The sequence below is a fragment of the Nitrincola salilacus genome (assembly GCF_046271865.1).
Taxonomy (GTDB): domain Bacteria; phylum Pseudomonadota; class Gammaproteobacteria; order Pseudomonadales; family Balneatricaceae; genus Nitrincola; species Nitrincola salilacus.
Genome location: NZ_CP176580.1, coordinates 4,338,092 through 4,360,758, shown reverse-complemented (window position 1 = coordinate 4,360,758; position 22,667 = coordinate 4,338,092). Strand labels below are relative to the sequence as shown.

The 22,667-nt window shown below is 54.7% G+C and carries 19 protein-coding genes; 10 read left to right on the top strand and 9 right to left on the bottom strand.

The window, feature by feature from the left end; genetic code table 11:
- Positions 1-1,176 (top strand): mandelate racemase/muconate lactonizing enzyme family protein, encoded by a 1,176-nt coding sequence (locus ACK3CJ_RS20080; RefSeq protein WP_409523972.1) that lies wholly within the window; start codon positions 1-3, stop codon positions 1,174-1,176.
- Here ACK3CJ_RS20080 and ACK3CJ_RS20075 read toward each other — a convergent pair.
- From ACK3CJ_RS20075 to nosP, 3 genes are all read right to left on the bottom strand, one after another.
- Positions 1,169-2,044: an amidohydrolase family protein gene (locus ACK3CJ_RS20075; protein WP_409523971.1), complete on the bottom strand. Its 876-nt coding sequence runs from the start codon at positions 2,042-2,044 to the stop codon at positions 1,169-1,171. The genes ACK3CJ_RS20080 and ACK3CJ_RS20075 overlap by 8 nt on opposite strands.
- Positions 2,045-2,157: 113 nt before the next feature.
- On the bottom strand, positions 2,158-2,967 hold the full coding sequence (locus ACK3CJ_RS20070; RefSeq protein WP_409523970.1) for a diguanylate cyclase domain-containing protein: 810 nt from the start codon (positions 2,965-2,967) through the stop codon (positions 2,158-2,160).
- A complete protein-coding gene (gene nosP / locus ACK3CJ_RS20065) occupies positions 2,960-4,114 on the bottom strand; it encodes a nitric oxide-sensing protein NosP (protein ID WP_409523969.1) in 1,155 nt (384 codons plus the stop codon). Before nosP ends, ACK3CJ_RS20070 begins: the two co-directional genes overlap by 8 nt.
- A gap of 645 nt (positions 4,115-4,759) precedes the next feature.
- Here nosP and ACK3CJ_RS20060 point away from each other — a divergent pair.
- On the top strand, positions 4,760-6,436 hold the full coding sequence (locus tag ACK3CJ_RS20060) for a methyl-accepting chemotaxis protein (RefSeq protein ID WP_409523968.1): 1,677 nt from the start codon (positions 4,760-4,762) through the stop codon (positions 6,434-6,436).
- A gap of 28 nt (positions 6,437-6,464) precedes the next feature.
- Here ACK3CJ_RS20060 and ACK3CJ_RS20055 read toward each other — a convergent pair whose 3' ends face one another.
- A complete protein-coding gene (locus tag ACK3CJ_RS20055) occupies positions 6,465-7,439 on the bottom strand; it encodes a LysR family transcriptional regulator (RefSeq protein WP_409523967.1) in 975 nt (324 codons plus the stop codon).
- Positions 7,440-7,569: 130 nt separating this feature from the next.
- Between ACK3CJ_RS20055 and ACK3CJ_RS20050 the strand changes: the two genes are divergently transcribed.
- The 6 genes from ACK3CJ_RS20050 (at position 7,570) to dld (ending at position 15,086) form a co-directional block, all read left to right on the top strand.
- Positions 7,570-8,703 (top strand): iron-containing alcohol dehydrogenase, encoded by a 1,134-nt coding sequence (locus tag ACK3CJ_RS20050; RefSeq protein WP_409523966.1) that lies wholly within the window; start codon positions 7,570-7,572, stop codon positions 8,701-8,703.
- Between the two features lie 61 nt (positions 8,704-8,764).
- On the top strand, positions 8,765-10,351 hold the full coding sequence (locus ACK3CJ_RS20045) for an aldehyde dehydrogenase (NADP(+)) (protein ID WP_409523965.1): 1,587 nt from the start codon (positions 8,765-8,767) through the stop codon (positions 10,349-10,351).
- A 166-nt stretch (positions 10,352-10,517) separates the two neighbouring features.
- Entirely contained in the window at positions 10,518-11,507 is a 990-nt protein-coding gene (gene dctP / locus ACK3CJ_RS20040; RefSeq protein ID WP_409523964.1) for a TRAP transporter substrate-binding protein DctP, read from the top strand.
- On the top strand, positions 11,504-11,995 hold the full coding sequence (locus tag ACK3CJ_RS20035) for a TRAP transporter small permease (protein WP_409523963.1): 492 nt from the start codon (positions 11,504-11,506) through the stop codon (positions 11,993-11,995). Before dctP ends, ACK3CJ_RS20035 begins: the two co-directional genes overlap by 4 nt.
- Positions 11,992-13,269, top strand: a complete 1,278-nt coding sequence (locus ACK3CJ_RS20030) for a TRAP transporter large permease (RefSeq protein WP_409523962.1) — start codon at positions 11,992-11,994, stop codon at positions 13,267-13,269. The genes ACK3CJ_RS20035 and ACK3CJ_RS20030 overlap by 4 nt, the downstream gene beginning before the upstream one ends.
- A 119-nt stretch (positions 13,270-13,388) precedes the next feature.
- Positions 13,389-15,086, top strand: coding sequence for a D-lactate dehydrogenase (gene dld, locus ACK3CJ_RS20025; RefSeq protein ID WP_409523961.1), 1,698 nt, complete (start codon positions 13,389-13,391; stop codon positions 15,084-15,086).
- On the opposite strand, the gene ACK3CJ_RS20020 is transcribed toward dld, so the two are convergent.
- The 5 genes from ACK3CJ_RS20020 to ACK3CJ_RS20000 form a co-directional block, all read right to left on the bottom strand.
- Positions 15,078-15,503 (bottom strand): GNAT family N-acetyltransferase, encoded by a 426-nt coding sequence (locus tag ACK3CJ_RS20020; RefSeq protein ID WP_409523960.1) that lies wholly within the window; start codon positions 15,501-15,503, stop codon positions 15,078-15,080. The two genes, dld and ACK3CJ_RS20020, sit on opposite strands and share 9 nt — an antisense overlap.
- A 163-nt stretch (positions 15,504-15,666) precedes the next feature.
- Entirely contained in the window at positions 15,667-16,395 is a 729-nt protein-coding gene (locus ACK3CJ_RS20015) for an SDR family NAD(P)-dependent oxidoreductase (protein WP_409523959.1), read from the bottom strand.
- Between the two features lie 110 nt (positions 16,396-16,505).
- On the bottom strand, positions 16,506-16,628 hold the full coding sequence (locus tag ACK3CJ_RS20010; protein ID WP_409523958.1) for a hypothetical protein: 123 nt from the start codon (positions 16,626-16,628) through the stop codon (positions 16,506-16,508).
- Positions 16,628-17,683 carry a cytochrome d ubiquinol oxidase subunit II gene (gene cydB, locus ACK3CJ_RS20005; protein WP_409523957.1) on the bottom strand — a complete coding sequence of 352 codons (1,056 nt, stop codon included), beginning with the start codon at positions 17,681-17,683 and terminating at the stop codon, positions 16,628-16,630. Before cydB ends, ACK3CJ_RS20010 begins: the two co-directional genes overlap by 1 nt.
- A complete protein-coding gene (locus ACK3CJ_RS20000) occupies positions 17,683-19,092 on the bottom strand; it encodes a cytochrome ubiquinol oxidase subunit I (RefSeq protein WP_409523956.1) in 1,410 nt (469 codons plus the stop codon). Before ACK3CJ_RS20000 ends, cydB begins: the two co-directional genes overlap by 1 nt.
- Before the next feature lie 296 nt (positions 19,093-19,388).
- Here ACK3CJ_RS20000 and ACK3CJ_RS19995 point away from each other — a divergent pair, with 296 nt between their 5' ends.
- Together ACK3CJ_RS19995 and ACK3CJ_RS19990 are read left to right on the top strand one after the other, a co-directional pair.
- Positions 19,389-21,272: an ATP-binding protein gene (locus ACK3CJ_RS19995; RefSeq protein WP_409523955.1), complete on the top strand. Its 1,884-nt coding sequence runs from the start codon at positions 19,389-19,391 to the stop codon at positions 21,270-21,272.
- Positions 21,265-22,659, top strand: a complete 1,395-nt coding sequence (locus tag ACK3CJ_RS19990; RefSeq protein WP_409523954.1) for a sigma-54-dependent transcriptional regulator — start codon at positions 21,265-21,267, stop codon at positions 22,657-22,659. Before ACK3CJ_RS19995 ends, ACK3CJ_RS19990 begins: the two co-directional genes overlap by 8 nt.
- The last annotated feature ends 8 nt before the right edge of the window (positions 22,660-22,667 follow it).

Genomic DNA, 22,667 nt, shown 5'->3' with positions numbered 1-22,667 from the left:
ATGAAAGTTAATCGCGTTGAAGTATTTGATATCTATTGCCCTGAGCGTCCAGCCTGGACGCCGGTGTTTGTCCGTATCCATACCGATGAAGGGATCAGCGGCGTCGGTGAGGCAGGTCTGGCCTATGATCTGGGTCACAGTGCTGCAGCCGCCATGATCAAGGAGATGGCCGAGGCCTTTCTGATCGGGCATGACCCCTTCCAGACCGAACGGCTCTGGTCGCGTATGTTGCGCGAGAGCTTCTGGGGCTTAGGTGGCGGTCCGGTGATCTATTCGGCGATGAGCGCCATTGATACTGCCCTGTGGGATATCAAGGGCAAGGCGCTGGGTGTGCCGGTCTACCAACTGCTCGGCGGCAAGGTGACCCCGAAACTGCGCACCTATGCCTCGCAACTGCAGTTTGACTGGGACAGCGAGTTCAAGGCGCTGATACATCCGGAGCAGTATGCCGAAGCTGCGCTGAAGGCAGTTGCTGATGGCTATGATGCGGTCAAGGTCGATCCGATCATGTATGACAAGGATGGCAACACCTATTACGATCGCACCAACATCATCTCGCGTGGTGAGATGAAGCTCTATCGTGCCCGCATGCAGGCGATCCGCGATGCGGTGGGCGACGAAGTGGATATCATCTTCGAATGTCACAGCCTGCCCGGTGCCACCTCTGCGATCCAGATCGGCGAGATCGCCCGTGAGTTCGACTGCATGTATTACGAAGAGCCAGTCAACTATCTGAACCATTCTCTGCATGCCAAGGTGGCCGACAAGGTGGCGGTGCCGATCGCTGGTGGCGAGCGCCTGTATAACCGTTGGGGTGTACGCCCCTATCTGGAAGACCAGAGCATCGACGTGCTGCAGCCGGATATCGGCCTGTGTGGTGGCTTCACCGAGACCAAAAAGGTGTGTGACTATGCGGATATCTTCGATGTGCGCATCCAGGCACATGTTTGTGGTGGCCCGGTGGCAACCGCTGCATCACTGCATCTGGAAACAGCGATCCCCAACTTCCTGATCCATGAGCATCACACCTATGCGATCAAAAGCTGGAACCGTGAACTGTGCATTCAGGATCCGCAGCCGAAGGACGGCTTCTTCGAAGTCTCTGAAGCGCCGGGGATCGGTATTGAACTGAACGATGAAGTGGTGATGCGCTCGGCGCGAGTCGAGATCAGGTAAAGCCATAGCACTGGTGGGCATTGGTGTGACTCAGTGCCTGCCAGAGTGCGGCCTGCTCGTCATCGTTTAGCGGCCGAGCATCTGCGATATCGGACACCAGTTGCCGGTATCCCTGCCACAAAGACGCGTAATCCTGCGTAATATGGCAGACAGGAAAATTACTTGCCAGCATGACGCGGGCATCGCCAAAACTCTCCAACAGAGTCCGCAGCAGCCATTGTGGCGAGGCAGTTGCTCTAATCAGTTCCAGACCAGAAAACTTCACCCGAATATTCTGGCATTCCCTCAGCAACTCAAGCCCCCGCTGCCATGCCTCAATCTGTAATGGCAGTCCTGCGTGATTCAGCACCAGCTTAAGTGACGGAATTGCCTTTGCGTAATCAGCAACAGCCTGGGCAACTGACAGATCTTCCCAGTTGAACTGCGCCTCAAAGATAAGGCCTTGCTCAGCCAGATGCGCCAGATTTTCAGTAACGGTTGGTGTCAGCAGACGGACACCATCCTCACCCTCGGTGATATCACGGATACCGGCCAGAGCCGGTCGCTGCAGGTTGTGCACCGCAGCCACAAAGTCGGCAACGGGCTGATCAATCCGGGAATAGGCGATGGCACGGTAGAGCGTACGGGTGATTGCCTGCTGCAGCCAATCCAGTTCACGAACGGGCTGATCATTATCAAAACCTGCCTCGATATGCACCAGTCCGGCCAGTGGGTAGGGGCTGGCTGACAGGAGTACTGCCTCAGTGTGAGATTGGCGGATACGATCAAGGTTGGGCCAGTCAGGTGCGCCGGGATCACGTAGCCAGTGATAGTCGCCCTGTTCAAGATTGAACAGATGCAGGTGTGGATCGATAATTGCGTTGCTCATGTCATCAACTATTTATTGTGGTGTATAACTCTAACATGGGTTGGTAGCTTATTTGTCTCCTTCGTGAAGTGTCCGGAATAAATAAACACTTCAGTTTGCGCGTGCTTTAATGCTTAGGACGCATGTTCAAAGTAGCGGACAATATTGCGGCCTTCTTTCTTTGCCTGATACATTGCCAGATCGGCCCATTTAAGGATCTCTTCCTGACTGGCTTGGTGGTCGATGAATAGCGCGACTCCGATGCTGGCAGTACAATGATGTTCTACTGTTGTGGCTGTATCTTCATCTTTAGTACGGATCAGAATATACGGCTCTGCAATTGTGGCACGGACCTTCTCGGCCACGATGCCCGAACGCTCCATGGATGATTCATAATCCTGATCCAGCTCACCGAGCATGACAACAAACTCATCTCCGCCAATACGCGCCACAGTATCCATGCTGCGCACACAGCCGGTAAGACGATTCGCCACTTCGATCAGCAGCAAGTCGCCCGCATCGTGTCCGTGGATATCGTTGGGCGGTTTGAAGTTGTCCAAATCCAGAAACATCACCGCTCCATAACACCCGCTGCGTGCACTGGCGGCCATCGCGTGCTTCAGGCGGTCGGTCAGTAAACTGCGATTGGCGAGTTGCGTCAAGGTGTCGTAGAACGCCAGTCGGCGAATTTGCTTTTCGCTCTCACGCAGGTCACGGGTTATTTTTTCGTTCTCCAGCCTGGCAGCCTCCAGCTCCATGGTGCGGCGGTGCACCTGTTCTTCCAGCGTGATCGCGGTATGGAACAGGCTGAAATCAGACCCACGCAGGCTGTCGTTGCGTTCTGCCCGATTCATCAGAGCCTGAATGATCTTGTTCAGACGTATGATCTCTGCCTGTAAGGCTTGCACGCTCGTACTCGCGTCTGGCGGTACGTGCTTAGACATCAGCGTCAGTCCGAACCGAACCGATGGCGACCCCGGTCAGCGTCTGATTGACATGGGTACCGCGAAACTGTTCGCCGTAGCTGTTGAAGCCTATGCTGTTGTTTGCCAGAAATATTTCCGCGATACGTTCCTGCAAACCGTATTGCGTAACTTCCAGCTTGCGCAAGATACAATCACACCCAATAACAAGTTGAGGATGGCCAATCTCTGCGTGAATTTTATCAAACGTCTGCTCCAGGTTACTCACCAGTCCGGCGCCGTGTGCCACCCGGAGCACCAGCCCTTCCTCAATGGCGGAATACAATGTCAGGCTGCCGTCCGGGTTGGCCTTCTGGATGGAGCGCACATAGTCGGTACCGTCGATCATCACGACAATGGGTGAGGCGGCAAAGCGCATGGAGTTGAGTTCATGCACGTCGACCCCCAGCAGCCTCGCATATTCTTCAGCGGCTGGCAGTCCGTTAATCTCTTTGACGATGCGTTCTGATGAATCTGCCTCCGTAACCACTATTCGTTCATCGGTAGTAATAAAATGCTGGGTTTTGAATATCGTGAAGGGAAAAACCGTATTGATCAGGATCAGCACGGCGCTATCGGAATGGAACTTCCCGTCACTGAATACATAGGTTCGTGTGAATTTCTGGTCATCACCCGCAGACCCACCAAACAGGGGAATCTTGCCAAGGGCATATTGCAGCGCATGGGCTGCCGGCTCTTCGCGTATGGACAAGCCGTCTATCAGTAGCAGTGCGAAAGAGTTTTCAGAGCTGGCCTTTGGCTCCTTGCTTTCGAGGTGCTGCAACAAGGTCTGGACAAAATTCTGCGCTCTGGCAATCTCGAACTGATTCAAATTCTCCAGAAGTCCGCTGACTACCAGGTTACTGCCTGTTGGGAAGCTTGCTCCCGTCAGGCTATGTTCGAGGTAGCCAACTGGTCCGATTTCTCCTGCCGTTGTACAGCCCACCACCTGAACTCCGGCAAATAGCTGATTCATCTCCGCAGTCAGCACATCAAGATCGTACTCACTGGAGCAGAAAAAAATTACCAATGCCATGTCTGGCTGAACCACAGCCGCATGAAATTCCGCCACTGCCTGGCGGGCATCTGTGGCAGATGATTGCGCTGTGCGTATAGTTTGGCTGCTCATACTATCCACCTCTATTTTGTTCTTTGTGGATCTCTGTGGTGATGCAGTAAAATCGAGCTTTCCGGTAAGGTAATGATAGCGCATAACACTGTATCAGGTGTAGGACAAGGCTATCTCGGGTCGCGATGGTGGATCACCACTTTAGGAGCTGGAGCGACACTCATTTTGTAAACATTCCATTGCCACTCAATTTTTAAGTCTTTATGCGACTGCGCACAGTCTCGTAGGTCGAGATTAATAAGAACCTTCACGAATAGACTCCCGCATACGCATACGAGAAATGATAGAGGTGAATGTATACATGAATTTTTGTTATCCGGGTATCAGCGGTTGTCATTATCCAAGGCCAAGCTCACTCCGATATAGTCCATAAATAAAACGGGGGTATCGACACCCGCCGATCCGCACATGATTTCTAACGGCGTGAAAGTATATGGCACTTATCAGCTATGTGACTCAAGTACAGTTCGGCGACGTTAGCGATGCTATTGCGTGGCAGGAGTCCCTTCACATCACCTTAAGTTTGGGCGTTCGCTGAGGATTCACTAAGGGAAATCTCGACGATACACCATTAGCGACCTGATGTTGCCATCATGGAGGATGCAGCCACCAATCAGCTATCGCCCCAGAGTCAAAGGCCAATCGATGATCAAACTGTCTCTAACCTACAAAATCAGCCTGCTGGTCAGTGCACTTATTCTTGCACTGGTTTTACTTGCCGGGCTCTTTGTCACCAGTTTTAGCGGCGTTATTGCCAACAGCCAAACGGACGTTCAGTTGCGTCAGCTCGAAAGCCAGTTAGTCGAGCACTGGCAAACGTTTAATAGGCAATATGATCAAACCACTAAACTGGAACCACAGTATTTCTCTGGCAGAATCGATTTGCTCGATCTGGAGGCTTCAATACAAGCCACTCAAGCCGCCCAACAACAATTACTCGAAGCGACAATGAACCTTGCCCCATCGCTTATTAACAGTTGGAACAATGTTTTGGTGCCGATCACCGGCCTGCCGCTGGAAGAGTTGATGAGTACCCTGCAGGATCGTCAAACGGCTTTGTTAAACGCTTTCAACGAAGCAGCTGAGGTCTGGATTTCCAAAAAGTTCAGCGCACGCCGCGCCGCCGAAACCGCACTGGCAGAGAGCCTTGTGCCAGCGAAAGACAGCATGGATCTGCTTACTGCGCACTACAACACCTTGGTCAGCGCCCGCTCTAATAATCTGATTGAATCGCAGCAGCGCACAGTACAAAACCTGCTGATCGGAATATCGCTGATCATTCTGCTGGCGGCGGCCATGGCGTTCTACGTACTGCGCAAACTCAAACGCGACTTGCACTCGGTGGTCGCCATTACCCGCCAACTGGCCAGTGGTGATCTGACCGGCGTGATTGATGCCCAGGAAAATGGCGATGAAGTCGATGAAGTAAAACTGGCAGTCAGTCAGATGAATACCAGGCTCAACGAGATTTTCACCTCGGTGGTCGAACTTTCCAGACACCTGGGCAGCTCAGCCAACAGTATTATGGAAGACACCGAAGCCCGGTTTAAATACGCGGAAAATCAACAAGAAAAAATGCAGCACCTCGCCTATGCCATTGGCGAGCTGCAAACGGCTTCGCGCCAGGTATCAGAAGCTGCGGTTGAATCCCTGAATATGTCTGAGAGTGCCAACAAGGCCGCCGCGCAGGGCAATGAAACGGTTTCCCAAACCATCACTGCTATTCAGAAACTGGCCAGCGATATTGAACAGTCGGTTAGTGTCATCAAGAAACTCGATAATCAGGCGGAAAACATCACCGTTATCATCAGTTCGATCCAGGCCATTGCTGGGCAAACCAACCTGTTGGCGCTAAACGCCGCCATCGAGGCCGCTCGAGCTGGAGAACAGGGTCGAGGCTTTGCCGTGGTCGCCGATGAAGTTCGACAACTGGCACATCGTACTCAGCAATCGACAGAGGAAATTAAACAAACTCTGGAAGAGTTGCGTCAGGGAACCCAGACGGCAGTTGGCGTTATCAATGACAGCCACGATCAGTCCGTCGCTTCAGTCGACAAAGTCAGTGAGGCCGGTGAAGCCATTCAACGCTTCGTAGACGCGGTGGAAAAAATCCGTGACTGGACGCTACAAACCTCGGCCGCCGCCGAGGAGCAAAACGTCACGTTCAGCGCCCTGTCAGATACCGTCAGTGACGTTAACCAGATTACCGAAGACAACACCCGGCGTGCGCAGGCCTCAGTAGGCTCCACTGAATCCCTGAATCAGTTGAGTAAGGATCTGCTGCGCTCGGTGTCGTATTTTAAACTGAAGCAAACTCCATAATTCTCTGCAACCGAAGGGAGCTGTGTTCTCAACAGATCCCTTTTTGAATGGATTCGATATGAACCTCGGCATCAGCCTGCAGGTTGCCGACGTAAGTGACTTCCTGCATAAACAAGCGCGTGACCGGTGACAGACTTGCCCCTTTTCTTGTAACCAGTTCGTAGGGTTCGCTGCGAGAGCGTAGTCGGATCGGTAGCCGCGCTACCATGCCTGCATCGCAGAAGGGCTGTGATGCGTCAACCGACATCAGAGCCACCGACTCGTGATCGTGGCACAGCATCGAAATGCTGGCGAAGGCCGAAGCGGTCTCAATAGGATAAAGCGGAAACTGCAAATTGGCTTCATGGAATTCGCGCTCCAGCAGTAGTCGCATAGGCATGCTGGCTGGATAGACGATCCATGAGGTATCTGCCAGATCGCGCAGTGTCAGCTCTGCCTGTTGTGTGAGCGGATTGCCAGGGTGGCAAATAACGGCCAGCTCTTCTACATGAATGTCCAAGCTATGGTAGAGGTGTTGGCATTGATTGACGCGTGAGCGGCAGATAGCGGCGTCGAGTCGGCCTTGATTAAGCAGGTTTAGCAGACGTGCGCTGGTGTCTTCCACCACTTTGATGGAAATGGCTGGCTGCTGTTTGCGCACCCGAGAGAGTGCAGTCGAGATCAGCGGTACTGCTCCCATGATCAGCCCCACCGAAAGTCGTCCGCCATGTCCCTGCAACATGCTTTCCAGCTCTTCATGCAGGTGTGTCAGGTCGGTGTAGATGAGGCGCGCATAACGCACTGCACACAGGCCCATATCCGTGGTTTCCAGCCCCTTGTGGGTACGCAGGAATAGTTGCACGCCCAGCATGCTTTCGATTTCTCCCAGCGCTTTGGTTGCCCCCGGCTGAGTCAATGCCACCGCCTCGGCTGCCTGCTTCACCGTACCGTATTCATGCAGCGCGATCAGCAAGCGCAGATGCCGCATACGCATACGAGAAATGATAGAGGTGAATGTAGACATGAATTTTTGTTATCCGGCTATCAGCGGTTGTCATTATCCAAGGCCAAGTCCACTCCGATATAGTCCATGGACAAAACGGGGGCATCGACGCCCGCCGATTCTCACATAAATTCTAACAGCGTGAAAGCATATGGCACTTATCAACTATGTGACTCAAGTACAGTTCGGCGACGGTAGCATCGCGCTGTTGCAAGACGAATGCACTCGCCTGGGCATTCAACGCCCAATGATTGTAACGGACGAAGGTATTTGCCAGGCGGGACTGCTGGACCGAATTCAGGACGTGCTGGCGCGACACGCTACTGTATTCGACCAAACACCACCCAACCCCGGTGAAGGCGCCTTGCGTGCCGCCGTGGCGTTGTACCTGGAGCAGGAATGCGATGGCGTAATCGCGCTGGGTGGTGGCTCCCCCATCGATCTAGCCAAGGGTGTGGCCGTCTGCGCGACGCACCCAGGTCCGCTGCACCAGTTCGCTGTGATCGAGGGCGGGCTGGCTCGCATCACTTCGGCTACTGCACCGGTTATTGCCATTCCCACTACCGCCGGTACTGGCAGCGAAGTCGGACGCGGCGCCATTCTCATTCTGGACGACGGCCGCAAGGTTGGCGTGATTTCGCCCCACATCGTACCCAAGGTGGCCATCTGTGACCCCGAACTCACGCTGGGGCTACCCGCGTACATGACGGCGGCCACCGGTATGGATGCCATCGCCCATTGTATGGAAACCTTCATGGCCCCTGCCTTTAACCCGCCTGCCGACGGCATCGCGCTCGACGGTCTGCGGCGTGCCTGGGCTCACATCGAGACCGCCGTCCGTGAGCCCAGCAACCGCGAGGCGCGCCTGAACATGATGAGCGCCTCCATGCAGGGTGCCCTTGCCTTCCAGAAGGGTCTGGGCTGCGTGCACAGTTTGAGCCACTCACTGGGTGGCCTGAATCCCAGGTTACACCACGGCACTCTGAACGCCATCCTGCTGCCAGCTGTGATCCGATTCAATGCCGATGCCGACACTATGGTTCAGGACGACAAGCTGGCACGCATGGCACAGGCCATGGGGCTGCCGGTCAGCACTGACGTTGCCATGGCCGTGCATGACATGACCGTACGCCTGGGACTGCCGACCCGCCTGAGCGAACTGGACGTCACATCGGCAATGTTCGACACCATCATCACCGGAGCATTGGCTGATCACAGCCACAAAACCAACCCCGTGGATGCCAGCGTCGACGATTATCGGCGCATGCTTGAGCTGTCGCTGTAAAACAGTTGCTGTAAAAAAAACAATCAGTAGTGCCCGCTCAGAATTATCAGGAGACACATGTATGAGTATCACTTTGACCGGTCAACAGTTTATCGGTGGTCAGCGCAGTGGGCTAGGCCGTGCCGAGTTGACTAGCCTGGCGGCTGTCGATGGCAGTGCCCATCCCGTGCATTACTATCAGGCTACTGTTGAAGAAGTAGAGCAGGCGGTTAAGGCCGCATCAGCCGCCTATCCAGTATTCCGTCAGCGCTCCCCAGAGGCTCGCGCTCTCTTTCTGGATGCTATTGCTGAAGAACTCGACGCACTGGGTGAAAACTTTATTGATGACGTCGTGCGTGAAACGGCACTTCCTGTTGCCCGCATTATGGGTGAGCGGGCTCGTACTAGCGGTCAGTTGCGGTTGTTCGCCAAGGTATTGCGGCGGGGGGATTTTCTTGGCGCGCGCATTGATCAGGCCCTGCCCGAGCGTACGCCGCTACCGCGACCCGATCTGCGCCAGATGCGTATCGGCTTAGGGCCTGTCGCTGTGTTCGGTGCCAGCAATTTCCCGCTCGCTTTCTCGGTAGCCGGTGGCGATACCGCCTCTGCCCTGGCCGCAGGTTGCCCAGTGGTGGTCAAGGCACACTCCAGTCATATGATCACCGCCGAGTGGGTAGGCCAAGCCATCGAGCGTGCTGCACGAAAAACCGGTATGCCTGTTGGTGTGTTCAACATGATTTATGGCAGTGGTGTGGGTCGAGATCTGGTTCAAGCCCCCGGCATCAAGGCGGTAGGATTCACCGGTTCGCTGGCGGGAGGCCGTGCGTTATGTGATCTGGCGGCCGCTCGTCCAGAACCCATCCCAGTGTTTGCTGAAATGTCGAGTATCAATCCGGTCTGGCTGATGCCCGAAGCCTTGCGTGTCCGCGGTGAGCGTATCGCGGCAGAACTGGCGGCATCTGTCACTATGGGCTGTGGACAATTCTGCACGAATCCGGGCCTGTTATTGGCAGTAGACTCGCCTGCAACAGAGCAATTCATCGCGGTGTTAGGTGAAACCTTAGCTCAAACGCCTGCACAGACTATGCTCAACCGCCAGACCTTGGCGCATTACCAATCAGGTGTGTTGCGACTGGCAGCGCTGCCGGGTGTGACCCAACTGGTCGGTAGTGAGGCTGAAGCAGCTAAGGCATACCCTCATCTTTTTCGTGCCACATCAGCCTGTTTGTTCGATGTCGAGCATCCGCTGGAGGATGAGGTGTTTGGCCCAGCCACGGTTATCGTTACCGTTCCTGATACCGAAACGCTGGCGAACTTCTTCGCTTTCATGCACGGCCAACTGACGATCACCTTGCAAGCCGAATCTGTCGATTTAGCGGCGCACGCTGGCTTACTAGCCCAGTTGGAACATCGTGCCGGGCGCCTGTTGCTTAACGGTTATCCGACGGGTGTCGAAGTTTGCGATGCCATGGTTCACGGGGGGCCTTACCCAGCGACATCTGACGCCCGCGGCACCTCGGTCGGCACTCTCGCTATTGATCGCTTCCTGCGCCCAGTGTGCTTTCAGAACTACCCGGATGCCTACTTGCCAGCTCCGCTTCAGGACGCCAATCCGCTTGACATCCTGCGGCTGGTTGACGGCTTGCCAACTCGTGAAGCACTGAGCTAGGCACTGACACATCGGCGCCTGGCGCCGATCACCCTCAACATAAACAGGAAATCTGATTTCGAACAGGAGGATTTGCAAACACTTTGATGCTGCTTAACCGGTTACCCACAACATTTAACAATAACCAACAACAACCAACAATAACTATAAGTACGGAGAAGACTTTATGTCTAACAACCAATTCCGCAAAATGGGTGCTCTATCGGGGCTTGTAACTTTGGCGATGATCTGTGGATTATCTACCGCAGCAGCCCAGACAGTTCTGACTGTCACTCACTCCTCACCCGCTGACAGTCATTTTGGCCAAGGGGCTATCGCCTTCAAGGGTACGCTCGAAGAGCTGACGAATGGCTCTGTCAACGTGGTGATCCAGCGTCTGGACAATGAGCGTGAGGCGCTGGAAAGTGTCCAGCTCGGATCTCAAGAGTGCGCCATCATTTCGACGGGGCCGCTTGGTAATTTCGTGCCCGAAACGCGTGTCCTGGATGTTCCATTCCTGTTCGACGGCTATGCTCACGCGCGAGGCACACTGGACAGTGAAATCGGCCAAGATCTTCTTGGCTTGTTTCCACAATATGGGCTTGAAGGTGTGGCGTGGATGGAGAATGGCTTCCGCAATCTCACCACTGGATCAAAACGGGTGGAATCACCTGATGATCTCAAAGGCATGAAGATCCGCACCATGGAGAACGCCATCCATATGCAGGCCTGGAAGGCAGCAGGCGTGCTGCCAACCCCAATGGCGTTTTCTGAACTTCCGTCGGCGCTACAACAGGGTACTGTTGATGGTCAGGAGAACCCGATCCCGGTGATCCTGGCAAACAATCTCGATATGATGCAGAAGTATCTCTATCTCACGCGTCACGTCTATTCCGCTGGGATTCTTGCGTGCAACCCTGATTTTGTTGCAGGACTCGACGCTAGTCAGAATGAGGCATTGCAGGAGGCCGGAGCCGCAGCTGCCGCAGTGAACCGCGCTCGCGTGGAACAGGATGATAGGCTCGGGATCGAGACCCTTCGCGAACGGGGTATCGAGGTGCTGGAAGTTGATGATCCTAGAGTCTATCGCGATGCAATGGCCAGTGCCTATGCGGGGTTTGAGTCTCAGTTCGGCGCCGAGACTCTGCAGAAAATCCGCGACTGGAGTGCCGAATGAAATCGGTCATGATGTTGATCCAGCGCGTTGATGGCTGGATCGCGACAGGGGTGGCGATAGCCGCCTCCTTCGCCCTCGTCGTGGCGGTGGGGTCGAGCTTCTGGCAGGTACTGGGTCGCTTTGTCTTTCAGGCACCGTCCGTCTGGTCAGAGGCGCTCACCCGACTGGCACTGGTCTGGATGGTGCTACTGGGCAGCTCAGTGGCGTTGCGGCGTGGCGCATTTGTAGCAATCGATTTGTCTAAGGATTTGACCTCGGGTCGAGTGCGACGAACGATTGAACTGATCACTCTGCTGTCGTGCCTTACAATGTTCACCGCACTGTTTTGGTATGGCTGGTCCATGGCTGTTCGGGTACGTTTTCAGGAGATGGCTGGGCTCGAGATTTCAATGAGCTGGGGTTATTCCGCACTACCTATTGGCGCCGCATTCGCAATTCTTGGGTCCATTGTTCACTTCATTGATGTTGGAAAGGAGGCTGAGCAATGACCAGCGCCTTGATCACTGCAATGTTGATTTTATTTGCTATCGCGGTTCCCATTGCCATCGCTTTGGGACTTGCCTCGATCATCGGCCTGGTGGGATTTACCACTCTGCCGCTGATCGTTGTACCGCAACAGATTTTTATCGCCTTGGATAAATTCCCGCTTGCAGCCATCCCATTCTTTATTCTTGCGGGTAATTTGATGGAAGTTGGCGGCCTGTCGCGACGCCTCGTGGAGTTCGCTCGCGCCTTCGTTGGCCAAGTTCAGGGTGGGCTGGCCATCACGTGTGTGTTGACCTGCATGCTGTTCTCGGCGATTTCGGGCTCAAGTGTAGCGACCACTTTCGCGGTTGGGGCTGTGCTTATTCCTGCGATGCGCAATTATGGCTATCCGGTGGGCTTCGCTGCGGCCCTCATGGCCGTTTCGGCCGAGCTGGGTGTGATTTTCCCACCCTCAATTCCGATGATCCTCTATGGCGTGGCGACCCAGACATCTATTCCGGCCCTGTTTCTGGCCGGTGTTCTGCCTGGCTTCCTGATTGCCGGTAGCCTGATGATAACCGTGTTCATCTGGTGCCGAATCAAGGGGTGGGGCACACTCGACGGCGAGGAGCGGCTGCCACGGCTCACAGCGATGCGACGCGCGATCTGGTCGCTGCTGATGCCGCTGCTGATTTTAGGCGGAATTTATGGAGGGGTCACGACGCCCACAGAGGCCAGTGTTATCGCCGTCGTCTATGCGTTGGTTGTGGGTCTTTTCCTCCACCGTGAAATGACGCTGAAGGACGTCTATCTTGTGCTGCGCAAATCGGTGATCACTTCGGCGGTTATCATGTTCATCATCGGCGCTGCCAGCTTAATGGGCTATCTATTAAATCGTCAGGGTGTTCCCGATGCCGCTGCGCTGTGGCTGACGACAACCTTTGATGGGCCAATAGCGCTGATGATGGCGATCAATGTCATGCTCTTCGTTGTCGGTATGTTTATCGAAACGGGTGCAAGCATCATCGTGCTCGCTCCAATCCTTCAGGACGCCGCCATGCGCGTTGGCATTGAGCCGGTGCATTTCGGCACGGTCATGGTGGTGAACCTTGCACTGGGGATGATTACCCCTCCCTTGGGTGTTAACTTGTTCGCTGCGGCGCAGATCGCAGGCTGTTCGGTGACACATATGCTCAGGCCACTGATGATTTTCCTTGGCGTCATCGTAGTCTGCCTGATGGTTATCACCTTCGTGCCACAGCTCTCTCTGTTCTTACCCAGCTTGATGACGCGCTGAGCAGTGACCAAGCCGCCTGTCATGAGCGAGAGATCCGTTTACCCGAGATATCGATTGGTACTTATAGAATGTCCACAGCACTCATCGCGCAACTAAAGAAAATTGTCGGCAAGCCCTACGTGCATGTCAGTTCCCGCACTACCCGACGTTTTCGAAAGGGATACCGATATGGTGACGGTGAGGTGGCCGCCGCCGTCGAACCGGGCACTCTCTGGGAACAATGGCAAGTATTGCAAGCCTGCGTTGATGCCGACGTCGTTATCATCATGCAGGCAGCCAATACCGGTCTTACCGGAGGATCTACCCCTTTTGGTACAGGCTATGACCGTCCCATCGTCATCGTCAATACCTTGCGTATCAGTCGCGTGGACTTGATCGATGAGGGGCGCCAGGTCATCTGTCTGCCGGGGGCCACACTTGACCGACTGGAACGCGAGCTGCGCCCTATCGGGCGCGAGCCTCATTCGGTGATTGGATCAAGCTGCATCGGTGCGTCGGTTACCGGTGGGGTATGCAACAACTCAGGTGGTTCGCTGGTTCAACGCGGCCCGGCCTATACGCAATTGGCTCTTTATGCGCGGGTAACTGCCGAGCAGCGGCTAGAACTGGTTAACCATCTGGGTGTTGATCTGGGCGAATCGCCACAAGAGATTCTGACTCGTCTGGATGCGGGCAAGTACTCTGAGAGTGACATTCAAGTCGCAGACAATGCCTGGGCTTCAGATCGTGAATATCAGGATCATGTGCGCGATATTTCGGCTCCAACGCCAGCACGTTTCAACGCTGATCCACGTCGTCATTATGAAGTCTCCGGTTCAGCCGGAAAACTCGCCGTGTTTGCGGTACGGATGGATACTTTTCCAACAGCGCCCAAAGAGCAGGTGTTCTACTTAGGGGTCAATGATCCAGCGGTGCTGCAACAGATCCGGCGGGATCTACTGAGCCGCTTTCGGACACTGCCCATCGCTGGGGAATATATGCACAAGGATGCCTTCCACGCCGCGCAGGTCTATGGCAAAGACCTCTATCTCTTCATCCGCGGATTCGGAACACTCAACGTACCCCGAGCTTTTGCTGCAAAAAGCTGGTTCGATGGCATCACCGAATTGCTGCGGCTGGGCCGCAATATTTCGGACCATCTTCTCCAGGCGGTCACCCGATTTTTTCCCGAGCATCTGCCGAAACGGTTAGTGGATTATCGCAACCGCTACACTCATCATCTGATGTTCCGTACAGGAGGTGACTGCATAACTGAAATGCGCGACTATCTCTCAGAGCACTTTCCCTCGGATCAGGGCGAGTACTTGGAGTGCACAGAAGACGAAGGTCGTGCTGCTTTTCTAAATCGCTTTGCTGTAGGCGGCGCCGTCGTGCGCTACCGAGCAGTCCATCGCCGTACTATTGAGGATATCGTCGCACTGGACGTAGCTTTGCCGCGAGATGCGATCGACTGGTTTGAGACGCTTCCACCCGAGATCGAGGCGCAGATTGAACGTAAGATTTACGTCGGGCATTTCCTTTGCCATGTTCTGCACCAAGAATACCTCGTGAAGAAGGGGGTTGATTGTCACGCTTTGGAGCAGAAGATCTGCGCACTACTGGACGCACGGGGCGCCGAATACCCGGCTGAACACAATGTTGGTCATCTTTATCACGCGAAACCGGCGTTGCGTGACTTCTATCAGACCCTAGATCCAACCAACCAGTTTAACCCTGGCATCGGCAAGACCTCAAAGCAACGCCATTGGCAGCATAACGAGGTTGACAACTGCTGCGTCCGATCAAAAGAGGGGGATCAAACTAGTGTACTAGGTTAATGTTTTCTGGAAGAAGAAACGCTTATGTTCAGGAGGGAAATTATCCAGTTGGCCGAATTTGGTAAAACCATTTTTTTCGTAGAACTCTGGTGCTTGGAAACCAAAGGTATCGAGCCAGATTCCTACGCAGCCTTCTTCACGCGCGAAGTCTTCAGCCATACTCAGCAGACGTGAGCCTGTGCCTTGTCCTCTCGTTTGCTCAGGTATAACGAGTAACTCGATGAATAACCAGCGATAAAATATCTGGCCATAAAGACCTCCAATGATTTCGCCGGTGCGCTCATCACGGACTGACAGCGCGATTGATTCTGGTTTAGGGTCACCCGCTTGAGCAAGATTATAAGCCTGTAAGGGCTTGAGGATAGCCAAACGCTCACTTTCTTCGGGGTTTATTGTCAATTCGATACGAGTACTCATTCAATGGTCCTGAAAATATAGCCAGATAATAAAAAATTGTTGGTCCGACGTTCGATGCTCCATCACTGCAAGTCGGTAGTTCCAGACTGTTCATGGAGCTTAGCCCATATTGTATTTAGGCGCAGTCGCCAGATGGCAGCTTTTGGCTTATGCCATCAACAATCTACTGCGCCGTATACCCCCCATCAATCACCTGCAGGCTACCGGTGATAAAGCTCGCCTCATCACTGGCCAGAAAGCTGACCAGCGCCGCAACCTCTTCCGGTTGTCCCAATCGGTTCAGCGGCTGGAGTGCAGCTTCTTCCGCGACCACCTGCGTCTTGTCGGCTCCGCTGCTCGCGCAGTAGCGGTCAATCGCCTGATGGAACAGTGGCGTTTCCACCGTGCCGGGGCATACGGCATTCACCCGGATATTGTCTGCGGCATAATCAAGCGCTGTGGTTTTGGCCATCGACGCCAACGCATGCTTGGTCAGGTTGTAGGCGAAGGAGTGGCGCTTGCCGATCAATGACTGATCAGATGCGATCAGGATAATGGAGCCGTTCTTCTGTGTTTTCATCTGGGGCAGCACCGCTTTGATGGCGGCATAGGCGCCTTTCACGTTCAGTGCAAAGAGTGCATCCAGTGTGGCTTCGTCGGTCTCTTCGATGGTGGCGCTGAGGTGGCGACCGGCATTGGATACCAGCAGATCCAACTGCCGGGTCTGATCCAGTATCCCGGCGATGGCACGTGTTACATCAGCTACCTGGCTGACATCGCACTCAATATACTCGCCAAGATCCGACGGCTGTATATCCAGATTGAACACCCGATAGGCCTGCTTCGATAAGCGCTCGACGATGGCCCGGCCGATACCGGAGCTGCCACCGGTGACGATTGCGATCCTGCTCATGAGATCCTCAATATGCTGATTCGATCTGCCCATTTGGACGATGACTCAGTTTAAAGGAGCCTCATGGCATTGTCTGCATCAGGCGCTTGTATCAGCACTGCCATTTGCAGTTACATCAATCCGTTCATCATGGTTTTCAGCAGCAGTGCGATCAGTGTCAGCCCTCCGAACCCCAGCAGATACAGCAGGATAAACCAGAGCGCAGGGGGTAGGGGATGTTTGAGTTTCAGCATCAATAGCCCTCCTCGTAGTCTTCGATCTTGCCGCGGAAGATATGATATCCCCAGAAGGTATAGGTCAGAATCAGCGGCACAAAAATCAGTACCCCCGGCAACAGAAACAGCAGGCTGCCATCTGGCGCGGCGGCATCATAAAAGGTGAGTTTGGGTGGTATCAGGTAGGGAAAAATGCTCACCACCAACCCGCAGAAACCAAACAGAAACAGACTGGCAGCGAGCCAGAAGGGGCGGCTCTCATGTATTGCCTGCACTTGCTGGCCTGTTTTGTATTGCTGCTGCACTCGGCCCAGGTCAATGAATAGCAGGCGTGCCGCCAGTGCCGCGGCCAGTGGCAGGGTCATCAGTACCAGGGTGTGCCAGCCGCCAAACCAGCGGCTACGGATCTCCGGCTGAAGCATCAGCGTACCCAGGCTGACCAGCAGCATTGCCAGCATCACGAAGATCACCAGTCGCTGGCCGTAGCGGGCGGCTTTCTGCTGCAGTGCGCCACGGCTTTTCATGGTCAGATACGCGCAGCCGAGCAAGGCATAACCGGCCATTACGGCAAGGCCGGTAAACAGGCTGAAAGGGTTCAACCACTGCAGGCTCGACAGATTGATCGCATCCTGAGGAATGCCCTGCACCACGGCGCCCAGCATCAGCCCCTGACAAAAGGCTGCGAGACTCGATCCGATTGAAAACGAACGGTTCCACCAGTGGCGAGAGCGCTCGGACTTGAAGCGATATTCAAAGGCTACTCCCCTGAAGATCAGTCCGATCAGCATCAGCATGATCGGTAGGTACAGAATTGATAAGAGCCCAGCATAGGCGGCAGGGAAGGCCGCAAAGAGGATGACGCCTCCGAATACGAGCCAGGTCTCGTTGCCATCCCAGACATGCGAGATGGAGCGCATCAGATGATCATGCTCTGCGTCTGTATTGAACCAGGGGTAGAGAATGCCGATGCCCAGATCAAACCCATCCAGCAGCACATACATCAGAATGGCAAAGCCGAGCAGTAGAAAGTAGAACAGGGGTAAGCCCCATTGCAGCTCAGTGAAGAGTTCCATCAGTTCGCCTCCTGGTGATCGGGTTTAGGGTGCTTGACCAGTGCAACGGCATAACCGGCGGCTTTAACGCCGATCAGTTGCTCCGAGAGTTTTTCCAGCGGTGGTGGCCCCTTGAGAATCAACTTGCGCATGAAGTAGAGGTAAACTCCCAACAGCAGACTGTAGGTCAGTACAAACAGCGTCAGCGAGAACAACACGCGTTCAGCTGGCAGGGGGGATACCACATCAATGGTGCGCACCAGCCCCTGCACCAGCCAGGGCTGACGACCCACCTCGACTACATACCAGCCAGCCAGTACTGCGATAATGCCGATTGGAGCCAGATAACTGCAGAAGGTCAGAAAGCCGCGATGCTGGAAGAGGGTACCTTTCCTGCGCAGATACAGTCCGGCCAGGCTCACCAGTATCATCAGCACGCCGATACCGACCATGACACGGAACGAATAGAAAACGATCGCCACATTCGGACGTTCATCAGCAGGCACCGAAGTCAGCCCCGTTAATTCGCCATTCAGTTCATGGGTCAGGATCAGGCTGGCAAGTTTTGGAATAGCGATCTCAAAATGGTTCTCTTCGGCCTGTTGATCGGGCACTGCAAACAGTAGCAGCGGCGCGCCTGATTCCTGCGCCGGCCAGATCCCTTCCATTGCTGCCAGTTTGATGGGTTGGTGCTCCTTCACATTAAGACCGTGCAGGTCGCCGATATAGGCTTGCAGAGGTGTCAGAATCAGTGCAAACCAGAGGGTCATCGACAGGCCCTTGCGCGCCATCTTGCTGTCTGGTTCACGCTTGAGCTGCCAGGCACTGGTGGCCAGTACGACAAATATGGCGGTGATAAACGCGGCCATCAGCATATGCGTTAAGCGGTAGGGCATGGAGGGGTTGAAGATCACCTCCCACCAACTGGCTACATGAAACACGCCATCGACGATTTCGTATCCTGCGGGTGTGTGCATCCATGAGTTGGCGGCAATGATCCAGAAGGCGGAGATCCAAGTGCCGATGGCGACCACAATAGAGGAGAAGAAGTGCAGTTTCGGGCCAACCCTTTGCCAGCCGAACAGCATTACACCCAGAAAACCGGCTTCCAGAAAGAAGGCGGTCAGCACTTCATAGGCCATCAGCGGCCCGAGTACCGGTCCGGTGATGCGGGAGAACTCAGAGAAGTTGGTGCCGAACTCATACGAGAGTACGATCCCCGAGACCACGCCCATGCCGAAAGTGATCGCAAAGGGTTTTATCCAGAACTTGGCCAGTTGCAGATAGACCGGATTACCGGTTTTCAGCCACAGACCCTCCCAGATGGCGATCAGTGTTGCCAGCCCGATGGTGATGGACGGAAAGATAATATGAAAGCTTACCGTAAAGACAAACTGTAAACGCGACAGCAGGGCGGAATCCAGCTCCATCTCAGCGACCCCGTTGTTGCAGATGGCGCCAGATTGTCGGGGCCAGGGCAACGGCTACCATCAGGCCCAGTGCCAGAATTTCCGAAAAAAGCAGACTGCTCATGTTTTATGCTCCATATCCAACAGGTCGTTGTCACTGTTAATGCAAAACATCGGCCACTTTTCGGTAGCAAAGATTTTTCATTGATTTATATCAATTTTTCGATAAAAGACTTGATGAGTATGTAAACCAGGTTTACGATTTTCATCAATCATATATGTAAACGAGGTTTACAGTGTACTCAGCGGTTAACACAGTGTTGCTGTTCGAAATCAGTATGCTGCTGACCAGCGCCTGTGCCGTGCTGCTGGCAGGCTGGCTCTGGTGGCAGGGTCAGCGTCAGCGGGCGATGCCGGCGCTGGCCGGTTTTGCGGCGATGATGGCACTCTGGTGTGCCGGGCATATTGCCATCATGCAAGGGTGGCAGACGCTCGGCATGGCACTGGTGCTGGCAAATCCATTGATGCCGATGTTCTTTCTGCACTTTGCCGTGCGGTTTGTCGCCACCGGTTATAGTGATGCCTTGCTGACTCGGGTCCAGCGCACTATCCCGCTCCTTTACGGTTTAACCGTCTTGCTGATTCTGCTGAGCTGGCAGTTTCAGGGTGGCCGGATCACTCACAGCAGCCACTTCGAGGCTTTTTTTGCCTTTCAGGGGATCGGTTGGGTCAATCTGCTGTATACCGTTTTGCTGGGTATAGCGGCTCATGGCGTGCTGGCATACGGTTGGCGGGTGCACAGTGGCAATCGGCGCAGATCGATTGAGGCGATGTTCATGGCTGGTGGTTGGGGGCTGATGCTGGCAACCAGTTTTGTGTTTCTGTCGTTTGGTCTGGATTGGTACCCCTGGCCGATGCTGTTGCTGCCCAGCTATCTGGTGCTGCTGGTGTATGGCGTGGTGCGCTATCAGTTGCTGGGTATCAATGCCTTTGCCAACAAAGCCCTGCTCTGGTTTGTGATGCTGGTGCTGGTGATGGCGCTGATGGCGCTGGTCAGTGCATCATTGGGGCAGCTCGGCATGCGTGCATTGGCCGAGGTGCCGGCCTGGCAGTTGTGGCTTTACTCCGTTGTACTGTTGCTGTTGGCATCTGCCTGTTATCAACCTGTCGCACGACTGGCGCGTGGGCTGATTTATCCCGGCGTGCAATTGACCGAACTGATGCTGGAGCGTTGGCGCCTGCAGTTGCAGAAAAGCGAAAGCTGGCCCGAGCTTGCGCGCCTGAGTGAGCAGTTACTATCGCAGCAGCTCCGAATGAATGTGGGGGTTGAGCTTCCGGATACGCCACTTTCCACCGCAGCACTGAAGATCCGCTGCCAACGAGGTCTTCAGGACTGGTATTACGAGCTGCCCGGCTGGGAAGATGTCACGCCAGGGTATCGTCTGCAGGGTGAGGTGTTTGCCGCACTGCTGCTCAGCAGTTGCCGGATTCTGGAGCAGTCACTGAAACTGGCCGATGCAGAGCGCAAGCGGCTGGATCAGGAGCACCTGGTGGAGCTGGGTGCATTGTCGGCCTCCATCGCCCATGAACTACGTAATCCGCTGAATATCATCTCAATGGCAGCTGCCACGACGCCGATGGAAACGCGATCTCATATTCAGCAGCAACTGAAAAGAGCCGACCGTTTGATCGCAGATCTGCTCAGCTATTCCGGACAGTTGTCGCTGCAATGCAGTTGGCTGCCGCTGCGACCTATGCTGGAGGGTCTTAAGGCGCAGCAGGACTGGCAAGGGGTGCAGGTAGAGTTGCAGGTGCCTGATAGCTTACAGCTCTATGCCGACAGCTATCGGCTGCAGCAGGTGATGATTAATCTGGTGGATAATGCGATGGCCTTCTGTCGCAATCAGCCGGAAGCCATGATTCAGATTTCAGCCAGTGCGACGGATCAGATGATAGAGATTCAGGTGCATAACAATGGCCCCGCGATACCCGCAGAGCAAAGGGCTGCACTGTTTCAGCCTTTTGTCAGCAAACGATCAGGAGGCAGTGGGCTGGGGCTCGCGATCGTCCGGCGAATCATGCAGGCGCATGGTGGTGAGGTGGAGCACCGCGACGATCTCGGCTGGCCGGTCAGCTTTGTGCTGCATTTCAGGCAGCCTCAAGAACCGATAATTACGACACAGGATACCGCTCATGAGTAATGGCCGCATACTGCTGGTGGACGATGAGCCGGCATTTCGTCAGCTCGCACAAAGCTGGCTGCAGGGTGGTGGTTATCAGGTCGAAACCGCCGCTGATCTGAGCAGCGCGCGCGAAGTGCTGAGCCGATTTGATGCCGAGCTGATCCTGCTGGATCTGTCGCTGCCACCACAGTTTGATCCACAGCACACGCTGGCGTCCTTACCTGATTTTATCAATCGTCCGGTGATCATTCTGACCGGCCATGCCGAGCGGCAACTGGCGCTGGATGCGATCAGTCAGGGCGCCTGGGATTTCATCGCCAAGCCGGTCGATCCCGAACTGTTGGCAGTGGTGATCAAACGCGCGCTGAATAAGCATCAACTGGATACGGAGTTGAAGCAGCTCAAGCAGCAACAGCTCGGTGGCACTGGGCTGCAGCGGCTGATTGGCGCTTCACCCTCGATTGAGGCGATCCGATCGCTGGTCCAGCGTATTGCTCCTACTGATGTGCGGGTTCTGGTGACAGGTCCTTCCGGCACAGGCAAGGAGGTGGTGTCGCGCGCACTGCACGAACTCAGCCTGCGTGCCGATCAACCCTTCGTATCGGTGCACTGTGGTGCGATACCGGCGGATCTGTTGGAGAGTGAGCTGTTCGGCTATGTGAAAGGGGCTTTTACAGGCGCTGACAAGGATCGTCCCGGCATGCTGAAGCTGGCCGATAAAGGGACATTGTTTCTGGACGAGATAGGGGAGATGCCGCTGCCGATGCAGGTTAAATTGCTGCGGGTGTTGCAGGAGGGGACCTTCTATCCGGTTGGTGGCCGTGAGCAGCAGAAGATTGATGTGCGCCTGATCTCTGCCACTAATGCCAATCTGCCGACGCTGGTGCAACAGGGGATGTTCCGCGAAGACCTCTACTACCGTATCAAGGGCATCACACTGGAAACCCCGGCGCTGAGTGAACGAAAGCAGGATGTGCCTCTGTTGCTGCAGTATTTTTTGCAGCAGCTCACTCAGAAGCAGTCTCAGAAACCGATTCAGAATAATGGCCAGACATTGCGGCTGGACAGTTCAGCCATGCAGTGGTTTTTGCAGCGCGACTGGCCGGGTAATATCCGTGAACTGAAAAATACGCTGGAAAGCGTCGCAGCGGTTGCCCGGGGTGGCGTGATCAGCATGGCGGATATCAGTCTGCTGCATCCTGAGTTGCAGCAAGACAGATTGCAGACCTCTTCTGCACTTTTGCAGAGTGCTTCGTTTGAACTGGAACCTCAGGTGCAGGCGCTGGAGATAGGTTTGATCAAGCGGGCTCTGGCGAAGAGCGATGGCAATAAAAGTCATGCGGCGAGATTGCTGGGACTGTCGCGCCAGGGACTGTTGAAGAAGCTGGCGCGCTATCATCTATAGGTTTTGTA